The sequence below is a fragment of the Achromobacter seleniivolatilans genome (assembly GCF_030864005.1).
GTDB lineage: Bacteria > Pseudomonadota > Gammaproteobacteria > Burkholderiales > Burkholderiaceae_B > Achromobacter > Achromobacter seleniivolatilans.
Window position 1 is genome coordinate 131,356 of sequence record NZ_CP132977.1, and the last position, 14,397, is coordinate 145,752.

Annotated in this window: 16 protein-coding genes; 14 read left to right on the top strand and 2 right to left on the bottom strand. The window is 59.7% G+C overall.

The features are described from left to right. Positions 1-12: 12 nt before the first annotated feature. Positions 13-864 carry a hypothetical protein gene (locus tag RAS12_RS30710; protein ID WP_306951986.1) on the bottom strand — a complete coding sequence of 284 codons (852 nt, stop codon included), beginning with the start codon at positions 862-864 and terminating at the stop codon, positions 13-15. A gap of 978 nt (positions 865-1,842) precedes the next feature. Here RAS12_RS30710 and RAS12_RS30715 point away from each other — a divergent pair. Then, positions 1,843-2,430 (top strand): hypothetical protein, encoded by a 588-nt coding sequence (locus RAS12_RS30715; protein ID WP_306951987.1) that lies wholly within the window; start codon positions 1,843-1,845, stop codon positions 2,428-2,430. A 128-nt stretch (positions 2,431-2,558) separates the two neighbouring features. Here the strand turns inward: RAS12_RS30715 and RAS12_RS30720 are convergent, their stop codons facing one another. After that, complete coding sequence (locus RAS12_RS30720) at positions 2,559-2,747, bottom strand: hypothetical protein (protein WP_306951989.1); 189 nt, start codon at positions 2,745-2,747, stop codon at positions 2,559-2,561. A gap of 265 nt (positions 2,748-3,012) precedes the next feature. On the opposite strand from RAS12_RS30720, the gene RAS12_RS30725 reads away from it, so the two are divergent. The 13 genes from RAS12_RS30725 to RAS12_RS30785 all read left to right on the top strand — a co-directional run bounded on the left by RAS12_RS30725 (position 3,013) and on the right by RAS12_RS30785 (position 14,224). After that, positions 3,013-3,234: a hypothetical protein gene (locus RAS12_RS30725; protein ID WP_306951991.1), complete on the top strand. Its 222-nt coding sequence runs from the start codon at positions 3,013-3,015 to the stop codon at positions 3,232-3,234. Further along, on the top strand, positions 3,231-3,710 hold the full coding sequence (locus tag RAS12_RS30730) for a hypothetical protein (protein WP_306951993.1): 480 nt from the start codon (positions 3,231-3,233) through the stop codon (positions 3,708-3,710). Before RAS12_RS30725 ends, RAS12_RS30730 begins: the two co-directional genes overlap by 4 nt. Positions 3,711-3,750: 40 nt before the next feature. After that, the gene (locus tag RAS12_RS30735) at positions 3,751-4,038 is read left to right on the top strand and encodes a hypothetical protein (RefSeq protein ID WP_306951994.1); all 288 of its coding nucleotides are present in this window, start codon (positions 3,751-3,753) and stop codon (positions 4,036-4,038) included. Positions 4,039-4,071: 33 nt separating this feature from the next. Next, a complete protein-coding gene (locus tag RAS12_RS30740) occupies positions 4,072-4,665 on the top strand; it encodes a hypothetical protein (RefSeq protein ID WP_306951995.1) in 594 nt (197 codons plus the stop codon). 73 nt (positions 4,666-4,738) lie between these two features. Further along, positions 4,739-5,869, top strand: a complete 1,131-nt coding sequence (locus RAS12_RS30745) for a hypothetical protein (RefSeq protein WP_306951997.1) — start codon at positions 4,739-4,741, stop codon at positions 5,867-5,869. 52 nt (positions 5,870-5,921) lie between these two features. Then, the gene (locus tag RAS12_RS30750) at positions 5,922-6,281 is read left to right on the top strand and encodes a hypothetical protein (RefSeq protein ID WP_306951998.1); all 360 of its coding nucleotides are present in this window, start codon (positions 5,922-5,924) and stop codon (positions 6,279-6,281) included. A 25-nt stretch (positions 6,282-6,306) separates the two neighbouring features. Further along, on the top strand, positions 6,307-6,861 hold the full coding sequence (locus tag RAS12_RS30755; protein WP_306952000.1) for a hypothetical protein: 555 nt from the start codon (positions 6,307-6,309) through the stop codon (positions 6,859-6,861). A gap of 11 nt (positions 6,862-6,872) precedes the next feature. Next, entirely contained in the window at positions 6,873-7,310 is a 438-nt protein-coding gene (locus RAS12_RS30760; protein ID WP_306952002.1) for a hypothetical protein, read from the top strand. After that, positions 7,307-7,774 carry a hypothetical protein gene (locus RAS12_RS30765; protein ID WP_306952003.1) on the top strand — a complete coding sequence of 156 codons (468 nt, stop codon included), beginning with the start codon at positions 7,307-7,309 and terminating at the stop codon, positions 7,772-7,774. The genes RAS12_RS30760 and RAS12_RS30765 overlap by 4 nt, the downstream gene beginning before the upstream one ends. 450 nt (positions 7,775-8,224) lie before the next feature. Beyond that, positions 8,225-8,956 carry a hypothetical protein gene (locus RAS12_RS30770; protein WP_306952006.1) on the top strand — a complete coding sequence of 244 codons (732 nt, stop codon included), beginning with the start codon at positions 8,225-8,227 and terminating at the stop codon, positions 8,954-8,956. After that, entirely contained in the window at positions 8,949-10,133 is a 1,185-nt protein-coding gene (locus RAS12_RS30775) for a tyrosine-type recombinase/integrase (RefSeq protein ID WP_306952009.1), read from the top strand. Before RAS12_RS30770 ends, RAS12_RS30775 begins: the two co-directional genes overlap by 8 nt. A gap of 293 nt (positions 10,134-10,426) precedes the next feature. Further along, positions 10,427-12,790, top strand: a complete 2,364-nt coding sequence (locus RAS12_RS30780; protein ID WP_306952010.1) for a KAP family P-loop NTPase fold protein — start codon at positions 10,427-10,429, stop codon at positions 12,788-12,790. 180 nt (positions 12,791-12,970) lie between these two features. Beyond that, positions 12,971-14,224, top strand: a complete 1,254-nt coding sequence (locus RAS12_RS30785) for a hypothetical protein (RefSeq protein ID WP_306952012.1) — start codon at positions 12,971-12,973, stop codon at positions 14,222-14,224. The last annotated feature ends 173 nt before the right edge of the window (positions 14,225-14,397 follow it).

The window sequence follows — 14,397 nt, forward strand, 5'->3', positions numbered from 1 at the left end:
ATCCCCCTTCTCCTAATCCGAAATCCCGTTGCCGCCGTCGTGGCTGGGCGCGCGAGCAGCCGCCTGCGCTTGGCGGAGACCCTGTCGAAGCCGTTTCACGTATGGACCGTCCACCGAGACGTCAGGGTCCAAATCCAAGGCGCAGTTAACCAGTGCAGCGAGCGTTGCGTCGCTGAGCTTGATACTTGGGGGCAGGAACCCCCCACGGGACATGCGATTCTGTTCGATGCCCGCGAACCATGCCTTAAAAAAGTCGACTAGCGAAGCCCGGCGTGCCGCGGTCGCAGCCGCCGTCACCGGGTCGGAAGGTTCGGCCGCCGTGTCTTGGGCATCGTGCGCGATTGCTTCTATGACGTCCGCAAGGTACGGCCAGTACTTCAAATCAAAATGACTCCGCAACGCGTCCAGGGATTCCTGCACATGTGATCGAAACAGATAGTTGTCCCGGGCTGCGGCCGCAATCACGTCAACAACGTGATAGTAGGTGTAGCTCTTGAAACCGGACGTGTTGTGTAGTTGCTCGCGCTGCCGTAGCAGTTTCGCCAGCTCGGCGGCTTTGAGCGCAATATCGGCATTGGTCGCAACCAACTCAGTCCTGCCAGCCCGAGCCCGGGCGATTCTCTCCGGATTCCAGAGCGCGGCGGCACCCAGGAGGACATCGAAGAATGCCCAAAGGGCCCTTGGGTGCGGGTCGAGTTTGCTATGCAACTCTTCGTAGGCCTCCAGCAATTCGAAGCGTCGGGCAAGAAGCCGGTCCACCACGATCACCTGACTCGGCCAAATGTTGTGTTCGGTGTTGTAGCGACGATCCTCGATCAGGATCTGTTCACAAGCATGTTGTGCGGTTTGCGACGGGTTGGCCATGGGGGTACTGGAAAGAGTTTCGATTTCGGCAGTCTAAGCAATTAACTTAGCCCTGCCGGTACCGCAATTGCCCTCCGTTTGCCAGCCTTCAGGTACCTGTGACGCGGCAATTCCGGCTGTCCCCAGCTCTGACTGGTCACGTCCGAGAGCAGGGGCTGCTGTCTTACGTCGGCCCCGCATGACGGCTGAAACAGTGGCGGGGCGCGTGGATGCGCCGACGCCACGGGTGCTCGGTCTATTGCCTGCTTCTTCGCGGCGGGCAGGGGGACTCACCCAGCTATCCGCGCAACTTGAAGTCCGGCTGCAGGGCGCGTCTGCGCTTGTATATCGAACATGTGCAATGTCCAAACTGGATGACGCAAATCCAAAGCTGAGTGGACTTTGCCACCTATTTAGGCTTGCACTCGTACGTTTTGATCTCCCATCCTTCGACATTCTTGCGGGGATTCTGGATCAGCCTGAAGGTGCATTGCGACTTGACGGAGTCTGTCACCACTGCCGCCCACTCCCCGTCGACGCTGCTGAGCGTCGTCATGACCTGGTCAACAGGTATCCCTTCTAGGAGGGATACCTGTTTTGCAGCAACCACACGAGCTCCGTCGCCAGACGTCTGTGCATGCGCGGCGCCTATCCAGGCAAGACACGACGTCGCGATATAGAACCCGATGCGAGGGAAGAGTCTCATGAGTTTCCTTAGGGTGTTCGTAACATTATGAAAGATCGACAAGCCTATCTGTCGACTTCACCGACGTCAACGTAGTCTGGCGCAGCTGATCGCGAATTAAACATTCGTACGTAGGTATGTATATATGAATCATATTCGTCGCTCATCGCGGCTGGGGTTCAAGCTGGGCTCAGTGCCGGCTCCTGCCACCTATCCCGAGCGCGCTGCGTGCTGAGCTTAAGCAGCTGCAGTATGTAATAAAAAGTAATCATCACTGATATACTGCTACATCGACGATCCACCTAGAGAACAGTATGACCTTGATTGCAAAACGTATACCTAATGGGTATTCATGGACGCTGGTAACCCGTCTTGGGGATATGTTGGCCAAAGCTGAGCACGCGTACGGTCGAAGAGACCAAAGCTACACATTGCTTGGAATTGAGTTCCGAGAGGAAGACCCCCAGATATGGTATCCAGGGAATTGCGGGCATATCGCGATACAGATCACAACTGACGTGATAAACGACATGCCGATGGCCTGCTATCAGTTGGCCCATGAGTGCGTCCATCTGCTTTCCCCTACTGGGGAGCGGGTCGTCAACGCCTTCGAGGAGGGTCTGGCGACTTACTTTGCCCATAAGTACGTGCAGGAGGAGTTTGGGCGGTACGTCCCGGATTCGTACGCCAGTTACGCGGCAGCGAAGAATCTCGTCGCCGAACTTCTTGCGTTGGATAGTGATGCAGTGAAGGTTCTGCGCCGAGTCGAACCTACTATCTCAAAGATTACGGCGGAGCAGATCACCGTGGCCTATCCTTCGCTCAATCCCGCTACCGCAGCCGCGCTGGCGGCCCCATTCGAACGCGAGGCGGGCGGAATCCAGTTGGCCCACGCCCAGTAGGTCTGCTGTTTGTTTCGATCGGCCCGTTTACTGACGTGACTACACAATTACGTATGTACGTATTGTTGAATGCCCCTTTAGAGGGGCATTTTCTTGGACGGGGTGGGCAGCGCCGCTGTCGGCAGGCGCTACCGAGCCGCGCGCGCCGCGCCCAGGCGGCACTCCAGTTTGTGGGGCATCGCGCCGACAGGCGCCACCAGCGGGGGCCGCGGGGCGGGCGTGCCGGCGGGCGCCATGGGCGTCAGCAGCACGCCAAACAACAACAGAGGCGCCGCCAGGGCGGGCAGACGGGGTAAGCGGAAAATGGGCTTGGACATCGGACAACTCCATGTGTGGGGATGTCCGGAATCTAGGTTTTGGGGTTTATCTGCCTGAAAAAAGCCCGTGGACGCCCTGGCGGCTGCGAAAATTGCCCCTGTGGGAGTCTGCTTTTCTGCGCGGTAGGTTAGGGCTATGAAATTTGACATATTGCGCCATATGTCAGGTTTCAGTTATTGACCCGGTATAACTATACCGATTAATATACCGATATCGCGCCGCCTCGTCGGTCGCGCCGCTCGCCAACCGCCCCGGAACTCCCGCATGCGCACCGCCTACGACCTGCTGATGACCGCGCCCGACGACCAAATCACCCGCTGCCAGCTCGCGCACCGCGCCATCGGCGCCGGCGACTGGGCAGATGCGGCGCACTTCCTGCGCAACGCCGCCCGCGAATGCGCCGGCCAGACCTGGGGGCAGGACGCCGCCGCGCTGGCCAGCTTCTGCCAGGCGCGCGTGGCCACCGGCGCGGCGCCGCGCGCATGAACCCCACCGCCAACGGTGGCGACGCCGGCGGACGCCATCCGGCCGGCCCGCGCTTCGCGGTGCTGGGCGTGACCGACGACCGGGATTTTTGCCGGTGTTGCGGCCGCCAGGGCCTGAAGCGCGTGGTCTGGATCGAGGACCGCGAGAGCGGGGCGGTGCAGCACTTCGGCACGACCTGCGCCACGGCGCCGGCCAAAAGCTTCGGCGTGGCGCTCGGCGTCAAGGCGGCGATCGCGCGCTTTGAGGACGCGCAGCGCCTGTTCTGGACTCGGGTCAACGCCGAATACCGGCGCCGCGGCGGGCGGCACGTGCCCGATAAAGGAAGGCGCGGGGTGTTTGTCGCGGCCGATCCGACGCTGAAAGACGCCATCACGACCGAGCTGCGCCTGGCGGGCGCCAACCAAGGGTCGCCCGACTCGGTGGCGCAGCGTAGTGAGCATGCCAAGCGTCAGTCAGTCCTGGGGACCGAAAGCTAGAATTACATGGCACGTCGCCAATGTAGCGTCTGGAGATTTTATGAGTCATAGCATCACTCTCTATTGCGTCGAGACAAAGCAAGCCGTGCATGCGGCAGAACAGTCGTCCAGCTGGTTCCGTGGCCCGGACTATGCGGTCGTCCTTGGCGCGTTCTGTCTGGCCCATGTCGGCCGTGAACTGAAGACCACGTACGATTTGGATAGCGTCGTGGACAATTCGTTGGACTACGACGTCTGGACGGCCGAGAACGCAGTAGAGCGATACGCAGCGATCGAGGGCGAGGAACTGGAGCACTTAGAAAGCCGTCTGGTCTTCCCGTACCTTTGATGGCACGTCGCCCATGTGCCTCAAGGAGATCCTATGAGTACGAGCACCTTTCTCTATTGCGTCGAGACAACGCAGGCCGTGCATGCGGCAGAATCGTCGTCAGGTTGGTTCCGTGGACCGACCTATGGGCGCGTACTGGGCGCGTTCTGTCTAGCCCATGTGGGATTTGACCTGAAGGTCGCGTTCGAATTGGACGAGACCGTGCAAAATTCGATGGACTACGACACCTGGACGGCCGAGAACGTAGGTGAGCTATACGCGGCGTTCCGGCACAAGGAGCTGGTGCCCTTTGAAATCACATGGCACGGCGCCAATGTTGCTCAAGAAGGTCTTACGAGTACGAGCATCTTTCTCTATTGCGTCGAGACTATGCAAGCCGTGCATGCGGCAGAAACGTCGTCAGGTGGGTTACTTGGACCGAACCGCGAGAGCGTACTGGGCGCGTTCTGCCGGGCCCATGGCGGCTATGACCTGAAGGTCGCGCGCGACTTGGAGGAGACCGTGGACAATTCGATGGACTACGACGTCTGGACGGCCGAGAACGCAGTCGAGCTGTACGGGGCGTTCCGGCACAAGGAGCTGGTGCCCTTTGAAAAGCTTCTTGTCGAAGCCCTCAAATATTCCTGATTGAGCCGGGCGGCATTGCCCGCCATTCAGAACAACCGCGATAAATAGCAATCTTGCCGACCCCGGAATGACGATGCCCTCAGAGACCCCTGATTCCACCCTCCAGCAACTGCCCGCGGGCTGGCGCAGCTTGTGGCGCGCCGAGGTAGTGTCGTTGCCCGCGCACATTGTCAGCGAGGCATTCACGATCTTCGTGCACGCGGGCGGCCGCGATGCCGCGCATTTGGCCATCCAACGCGCTTTGCACTCGATGTTCCCGGCCGCCTACCAGGAACTCGACGAGGCCTACTGCAACCTCAGCTCGGCGGGGGAATTGGTGGCCGAAGGGCTATCCGAGCGGCACGTCGACCGGCTGTTTGAAAGCGCCTGGATGGGCGAAAAGGTTGACGGCTGGGTCCGCGCGCCCGTGTTCGTGGTACCCGAGGCGGCCGCGCTGCACGCCGCCTGGATCACCGCCCAGCTCGATCACGCGTCGCAATACGCCTCGCTGGCGTTTGCGCCCGCTCCGGGCGTAGTACCGGATGCGCTCGTGCCGGCGGCGGCACAACGCAAAGCCCCGGCCCAAGCTATGGCCGAAGCCACGCCTTTGGTAAGCCCCATCCGCCACCACGACGGCTTTCTGATCGTGGGCGACCGCTTGGTCATCAACGTGCATCCCTCCGGTGGGCGCGACCAGATTGATATCCACGTATCGGCCACGGCGCGGGCCATCGCCCAGGCCACCGGTCAGGACCGCGACCGGGGCGCGACTCTGGGCGTGGACGTGGACGAGCGACTCAGCTTTGACCTGGACGAAATCCGCATCGAGGGCGACGTGCTCACCTGCGCCGCGCAATCGCCGTTTATGGCCAGGTACGCCCCGGGAGTGACGGACTACCGCGAAGGCTTCACGGTGACGCTGGAGCCTGGCCAGGCCGGCGCCGTGCGCCAAGCCCTGGCGCAGCTGCGCCGCGTGCTGGCCGGGTACCAGGCGGTGGCCGACCACCTGCGGCCCTGGCTCTCCGGCGAGCCTGACCCGTGGAACGTGCAGATTCCGGTGTTCCATCTGGTCGTGGCCCGAGTGCTGGATGGCGCCGACCAGGCTGCCGCGCTGGCGGCTCTGGACAAGGGCGCCCATTCGATGCCGGCCGATACCAGGCAGCGCATTGCAGATCCGGCGCTGTGGGCGGCGCTTGATCGCGCAGCGGGGTCGCCCTCGACCTGAGGTCGTCGGCGCAAATCACCAATCGATAGTTAGCCCCGATCTTGAGGAAAAAATGGAATCGTCGCAGCAAGAGGCATACATGCTGTTCAAGGAAAAGGTACGGGCTGATCGCGCGGCTTGGTGGCGGGAAGTGCGCCTCACCTACTTGGCGGGGGTAGCGTTGTTCGTCGTATTTCTTGGCGTGCTGGCATTGGTGGCTTGGCTGGCTATTCCCAATAGCACGACTAGATTTCACTTTTCGTCTCTGTACGTCGTTGTGCCCATGGTGGCAATGCTTGGGGCCATTCCTCCAGCCCTCATGCTCACGGGCAAGATGCCCAGCGAACATGGGGAAATGATGAACGAAGTGCTCGGGGAGATCGGCGCGCTAGCAGGGGCGCAGCGCGAAATCCCTGACTCTCCCACGCGATGACCTGCCCTTAACAGGATCAACATTCATGAAGAATTCTTGGACCTACAAGCAGCTAACCGCCGCCGCGGAGCGCGAGCTGCGGATGCTTGCCGCCAAGGCGGCAGATCCGGATCCAGCGGAGCAGTCCCGGCGCGCGGCGGTCGCTCATGGCGTCTTTATGCTGTGGCACAACGCGACGACGCAGTGCAACGTGATGCAGGATCGGGTCCGGTTTGAAGCGCTGATCAAGGAGATTGCATGTCATGCGCCGAGCAATGATGATCACACCAATTTTCTGGAAATCTGTCGACCAGATGGAGACACCTATCTCCTTCCGTTTGGCCCAATGAGCGGCGGAAAGCAGACTTTAGCGATAGGCGCTGAAGTCGACGGCAGGCATCGTCAAGACGATGCGCCTAAGGTGACCGCGACCTCTGAAATCGTTTCAACCGTGTTCTGCGAAGAACTTGGCCTGATCGCGGTACAACGAGACGCGAGCTACAGCAAAGCGGCCATTGTCCACCTGGATCACGAACCCAGCGATGAAGACCTGCGGCTGATCGAGGCCGCGCTGAAGCGTGCGCACTCGCCCACCAATTAGGAATTATCAGCATGAAAGAGCAATTGTGGACGATCGTCCGATTTCCGGACGGCAGCTGGAGCTATGGCGGCAAGCCGAACGATCCCGCCTATGAGTTCTGCGAAAAGTGGCAAATCCCGGCTGTCGAGGCGAAGCAGGCGGTCAAGCTTGCTCAAGCACGTCGCCGGCGCACGCTTCCGAAGCGTCTTCAGACCATTTACGAGACGCTGTGCCCCGACGACCGCTTGGATGCAGCGGATCCTCGCAGACCGACCATTGTGGAAGAGATGCGTCAGGTCGTCGAGGCGACTTCCGACGCTGATGCTGTGTCGGCGATTTCATGGTGGAACATCTGGCCAAATCCCCAGCACCTTAATGCGCAGGATTTTGTTCGCGCTGCGCGTGAGCTCTTCCGACGCGTGGATTCCCCGAGCGCTCATACGGCTCCCAAGGAAGCTCAAGCCCTATGATTTCGAGGATCGAAGCCAGCCTGGATGCTGATCGGCCTACCGCTATTATCTTTTCCTGCATACAGCGGGATGGCGATGGCTGGGAAGCGATACGCGGTTTTACCTGCGGCGGATTCAGCTGCGAAACGCTGGACGGATGGGGCTTTCTGTTGCCGCTCAACGAGACTGGATCACTGATCGCGGCAGGCATCGCGGATGAGGAATTCTGTGCTGGCTGCAAGAATCCAACTATGGACTATTTCGGCAGCAACGATGAATACCGCGAGCATCAATCCGCATATTCCGCGTACTTGGCCAAGCACGGCTTGACCGTCAACAGCGTGCACCTAAAGTCGTTGAGGCAAGCTACATATCCAATCGATGCGACTCGGCAAAACATGGATGTGTTGTTGGGTCCAGGTAGGGCGTCGAGGATGCCGATCGGTGACGATCTGGTACTAATTCTTGGCCACAATTGCGACTAGCGCGGGACGGACAAACGTGAATTCAGACTCCAATCAATCCGCCATTCTGCGCTTAGCGGTCGAGAATGCAGTCGCCTACCTGCAACGTCTCCCCAACGTGCCAACGACTACTGCCGTCATCAAGGAACTCGAAGGCGCCTTGGCACGCGCCTCCGATGCCGCAACACGGCGGTCGGCAGCCACGCACACACCGACCGGCGAACTGCTTGTGAACGTTGCGCTCCGTCATGATGACCTCCTGCTCACCACGGAGCTTAGGCGTAGCCGGTCGGATGTCTTATGGCAGGCGCTTTCGGGCTCCGGATTGCTCCTTCGATTGCAACCAGGCGCGGATTCGCTTCCCTCAAAACCGCGAGTCTTGGACCGCTAATGGCGCGCCCGAGCATCCTGCCTTTACCCGATGACCTAGCGCGTCCTATCGCGCGGGGCGTACAGGCCATAGAATCGGCCATGCCTGGTGCGAACAATCGGGAATTTCTTCGCGCGTTCATTCCCCTGGTCGTGGAAGTCACGGGCCAGGTCTATGGTGCGCAGACTTTCCAAAAGCTGCTGCGCCCATTGGCCCCTGACCGTGCACCGTCTTCAACGACCGTGCAGGCGGAGCTTTCTGCTTATCGTGCGCGGCAAGATGGACATCCCCAAGCCGAAAAGGGCGGCGCGCAGGCAATGCCTAGACTCCATCAGATCCAGTTGACGGCGCCAGACGCCGCCCCAGCGCGCGCTGGCGCTTCGCGCCGTAGCGAGGACGCGTTGAACTCGGCCGCCGAACTGGCTGCATTGCAGCAGTTGGAGGTAGAACGGCTTCGGCAACGTGCATCCGAAATTGAATCTCGTGCTGATGCAGCGTTTCGCGCGCGAGATGCTGCTGTGGCCGACGCCGTGGCCGCGCGCGGTGAGCTCGCAGGCATGCAGCAGGCCTTTCGTGAACTCCAAGAGACAGTCCGGCAGCTCACCGAGGGTATTCAGCTGACGCAGGAGCGCGCCGCGGCCGACAATCGTGCCAACCTGCTGCGAGTCGACGCGATCCGGAAGGAGACGCGCGACGTTGAGGACAAATTGAGGGCAGCCGAAAGGACGATAGCCGCGCGTGACCAGGCTCTACGCAATACGAATGCGCTGGTGGACAGCCATCGCCAGCAGTTGAACGCTATGCGGCGGCAGTTGGAGGACAAGAGTGAATGACCTCATCACCGGTGCGTCGAGTTCTGTAGCTCCCGCGCCCCCGACAGCGCATCTGCTCGGAAACGTGCAAGATGACTGGGAGGCGATTGAAGTGTGGCTTGCTATCTTGGCTGCCCGGCCTGTTTCGCCAGCGACGCTCGCCACGTATCGCCGAGAACAGCGTCGCCTCTACTGGTACTGCACACGGTTTGGCGTTGCGCCGCTTCGCCATTGGACCTATCAGGAAGTCGCAGCCTACCTTTCGTTTTTGCGGAAGCGCGTCAGCGAATTTGCTTGCCCTTCTGGCTTGCGGCCGGACCATGCCGATTGGACGCCGTTCAGAAAGGGAAAACTTGGCGAGAGCTCGATCGCGGCGACTGTGCGGATTCTGAACACACTGTTCAGTTTTTGGCAGGAGGCGGGTTACAGGGCTACCAATCCGTTCGCCGCCGCGACACGCTCCCCTCGAACCGCAGAGAATCGTGGCGGGCGCGCGGTGCCGCCAGATGCGCTTGAGCTGGTTCGCCAGCACATGGATACGCGGTCCCGCCGCACGGCACGAGACCATCTGACGTACTGGCGAAATGCGTTCGTGCTTTGCTTGTTGGAGCGCACGGGCCTGCGTGCTAACGAGCTTGCACAGGCGAACATGACAGATGTACATGTCGTGCCCGATCCCAAGACGGCGCGCCACTACTGGGCGCTGAAAATCTCCCACCAAAAAGGGGGGGGTACTGGAATCGTGCCCTTGGATTCGGACGTGATGCAGGCATTCTTCCGGTACCGCAAGGCGTTCGAACTTCCAGAGATCCCCGCCTACGATGAGGATTACGGCTTGGTGCTGTCGCCTCACACTGCTGCATCCCAAGACGCGATGGTGCACACCTCTGCGCGCGCACGACGCGGGCGGACAATGTGGAAGTCGGTGCGCACGCGGCAAAGCGTGTGGGCCATCGTCCGCCAGGAGTTCGATGAAGCAGCGAAGTGGGTTGGAGCAAAGTCGCCTGAAGCGGCAATTTTGCGGCGCGCTTCGACCCATTGGCTTCGTCACACCCGGGGTACTACGCTGACGCTTCAAGGAAATGAGCTGAGGCTCGTTGCCAAGGCGATGAGGCATAAGGACCCACGAACGACGATGCTCTATACGGATCTCGACTTCCTTGACGTCGTGCGCGCGCTGGATACTGGCTCGGGCTAGGCTCTGGCGGGCACAGACATACCTTTCGCACATGGAGAGGGGAAGACGCCTTCCTCCAAAACGGGAGGACATCATGCGCATCGCGAGTTCCTCGCTGCATCGGCATCCGAACGTGAACAGTTGTGGGACGCCGCCATTTGGTCCGTGGCGGTCGATGGCATCGAACATATGAACGGGAATGGTGAGCAGCAGCTTGAAGCGTTTCTACGGCGCATGGCTATTCCGCAACGATTCAAAGCAATGCAACTGGGCGTCTTTTCGGTTAACGAAGAAATTTAGGTGAACGGAGACAAATGATCGGACTCAGGAAATGGTGGGCGCGCCGCGCGGCCAAGATGAGCGCGAAGGCTATGAGAGCCGAACAACCGGACCCTGGAATGGGCGCAGATGCACCGATTAGGAGTGTGACCCAAGACCGGCTGAAGAGGGCCGACTTCGCTGGCCGTTTAGCGGGCGTGTTGTCGGAGCGCAATTCGCGCGAGGGCAGGGTGTTCGCCATTCGAGGGGGCTGGGGTTTTGGCAAGTCATCCCTTAAAAATCTAATCGCTGAGCGGCTCGATGAGAGACGGCAAGGTGCAGACTGGCTCGATTTCAATCCGTGGCAGTGGGGCGATAGCGATGCGATAGTCCGTGAACTCTTTGGACAGATCGCAGATCGCCTCGGGGGCGACCAGTCGAAGGCTGCACGAGGCCGCGCTGAAGCATTGCGGCGCTACGGGGCGATCGTAAGCGGCATCGCGAAGCCCATTAAGGCGGCGGGAGGGAATAGTCAAGGAATCTCGACTGTCCTGACTAGCGCGTCGGTGATTGCTGTGGCTTCGGCAGTAGGCTCTGATATGCCTGCGGTTACTACGGTGGCGGCTACCCTCGCTGGTTTAGCAATTTGCATGACCGTGGTCGGGCGCCTAATGGTTTACCACGGCCGTGATAGGTCTGGTGACCCGTTAGACAAGGTGCGCGGAGATCTGGAGACTCGTCTTCGTAAGCTGGATCGTCCGCTGGTTGTCTTTGTGGACGACATCGACAGGCTGGAGCCGGAGCAAATCAGACTGCTCCTGCGCCAAGTTAAGGCCAACGCTAACTTGCCTAACATCGTCTTCGTCCTGCTGTTTCAGCTCAACATCGTGGAGCGAGCACTTGATCCTGTTGCCGACAACGACGGTCGCGCCTTCCTGGAAAAGATAGTGCAGGCGAGTTTCGACCTGCCGGTAGTACCGGTCGCGGCTGTGCGTCGCATCTTTCTGGAGGAGCTGGCCGAGGTAGCAGGACTCTACGCGACAGAAGAAAATGGTTTTTCCGAGATTGAGTGGAGTACAGCCTTGGTCGACTGTATCCAGCCGCGGCTGCGCAACCTCCGAGACGCGCGCCGACTTATCTCGTCCGTTGCCGCGCATCTGCCATTGCATGGGGCCAATGATGCGTTCGAGGTGAATATATTGGATTTTCTGGTCCTAGAGACCCTCCGGGTGTTCGAACCTAGTCTCCACGGCTCGCTCTTTCGAGAGAGAGGACTTCTGTTGCAGGAGCTCGGCCGGAGGAGCCAAGAACAGCCGAAACAAGACGAGGCTGCAGAAGAGCGGCTGTTAGAGAACGTTCCGGATGAGCGCCGTGCTATCGCTCGAGTGACGATCCGCCATCTCTTTCCCCCTCTTGCAAATGCTGTTGGGGGTGTCATTACCACGCGCGAATCACGAGCACCATGGAGTGCAGGTAAGCGGATTTGCTCAATTCGGCACTTCTCGCGGTACTTCGAACTGCAGACGGCGGATGGCGAAATGTCCGAGCAGCGCTTCTCTGCATTCCTTGCCGCCACAGAGACGCAGGAGGGATTAGCCGGGTCAATCTTCGAACTTGAAAACGAAGGTTTGCTGCCTGCGCTCGCTGAGAGACTATACGAAGCTGCCGAGCGGCTCCCGACGGACAATGCCGCCGGGTTGATCTCGGTCATGTTTGGAATCGCAGAGAAGCTCCGGGATCAACATGCCGGCTCCCAATTCAGATCTCCGGTTTTTTCAATGGCGATGGCGGTGAACGCAGTGTTGGGACGCGTGCCGGAGGCCGGACGACGTAGCCTGGTGGTGGAGGCGCTTCGCACCAGCAAATCGTTGTCCGTCGCTGCGACCCTTATCCAGTTGAACACTAAGCGCAAAGAGCGATTCCGCAGTGATTTTGATCCCAAGTTGGACCATGATTCCGTCGAGGCTCTGAAGAGTGAGTGGTTGACCCTGGTGAGGGGGCGCGCTGCGGAGGGAGACGGAGCATTAATAGCCGACCCAGATCTTATTTTTCAGCTTTACAGGTGGCGAGACTATTCCGGGTCCCTCGATGAACCGAGAGACTGGGTCGCCAGGATGATCGAGACAGATGAAGGCTTCATGCGCATTGTTGTGCGCATGAAGCAGAGGGTCCTGAGCCATACTTCAGGCGACCGATTCACCACAGAAAGCAGCCGCTTCTATAGGGATGCAATTGAGGACTTCATCGGTATTGATGTCGCATGGGCTCGGTGTCAAGCTATCGACCCCTCAAAGTTCCCGGAGAGCGAGGAGGCACTACGCGGCTTGCGCAACTCCATGGCGGCTTGGACGGGACTAGGAGTTCGCAGAGATCGCCACACGACGCCTGAGGGAGGCATGTCCAGTGCCGATCTAAAATAGCGCGGCCTCTGCAGGCCATTGCGTACGTATGTCGAGGACGCCTAGGGCGACCTCGCTATTGAATGGCACGGTTTTAGTGCCGGACTTTACGAGCTGAGCGAAGAATTGGATCAGTATCTCCTCACATGCCTGCAAAGTCTCTGGACTGCGGTGCGCAGCCCTTACGATGACCTTTGGTCCATGCCAGAGTTCAAGCGCGTCATTGAAGCTTGTCAGCCGTATGTTCGGAGCGACAAGCGAGGATTCAGCGATGCGTTTGCTTTCAGCAATGCTCTGAAAACGCTGGGGCTTCCGCTTGGCGGCGCCCCGGATAGGGTGGACTTGGACCTGCGGACTGTGGCTTCACAGCTGATCGGTGCGTGCCAGAGTACAGTGCAACAGCGAACGCACTTTTGCCCTCTTGATCTGGCAGGTGAACTACCTCGGCTCGAATTTGGTACGGCGACCGTCCGCAGCTTTTCACGGGAGGAGCTTGCTATGGCCTTCGAAGTTGACCGTGTGGCGGCACATCACCCATCTGGCAAATTGGATCTCGAAAGTCTCTGCCAACTCCAATGGCTGGTAGTTCGCGAAGAGATACTCGTCCGAGACTCTCCTTCTGGTCGCGCTTCGCCGTTCTTTGAGGAACCATTCAATCCTGACTGGGGGGCAGTGCATCCCCATGAGAATGGTTGGCCAGAAGCAGTTGCCGACGCCGTGTTTTTCCTCCTATTGGCTCCGTGGGAACGATGGACCGCGATGCCCAGGACGAACATCTTCGGATTTCAGATTCCTTGGATTTACACAGTCGATTCGGACCCGTTCAAGCTCCCAGCTGAGCCACCATCGGCCGACAATCTCACTTTTTCTCCCGAATTCTGGACCGATCGGTGGGGTGGCGAGCATGAGGTTGAGGCGCCTGCTCGAGTTGGCTTTTACGAAGCAGTCTTCGAGGAATTGCCGCTCATGAACCAATCGGCGTGGGCGAGCGTGCAACTAGCGCAGACTTCTCCCCTCTTTGACACGCCAGTTCAACACTTCTTGGTACGTGCCTTTCAGGCAAACGGTGTAGATGAGTTCCTCGCTCACATAACTGCAATTGAGGCGGCCGTGGGGCATGTTGATGATCACCGTCCAAGGAAAGACCGCGCCAATCCGAGAGCTCGCATGAAATCGACAGAGCGTGTAGCGGTCCGGCTTGCGGCCCTCGTCGGCGACGGTGACGCTGCTGCGCAGTTTCGCCAAATTTTCGATCTTAGAAGTGCCTTTATCCACGGTCGGGCCGACCTCAACCCGATCTCGACCAAAGAGCGGCTTACGGCTCGCAGCTTAGCGCGCCGCGCTGCCCGGGGTCTCGTTGACTTGGCTGTAGGTCAACCCTTGACAAGAGAGGTCGCCCTCGAGCAGCTGCTGGAAGATGGAATTCAACTTACTGCTCGACCTACCTCAGCATAGCTCTGCTCTTGAAGTCCTATTCGAGGTGTCGAAGTTTATTCTGGGGGGGACGTCCATGTGGCAGCTGCCACATGCACAGATCGGCGGCTTTGGTGCGAGAAAATCACCACCTGACCCTATGCCCCAGCGGCGTCTGCCTCCCCCATGGGGGAGCACAACGAGAGTCACGTCCT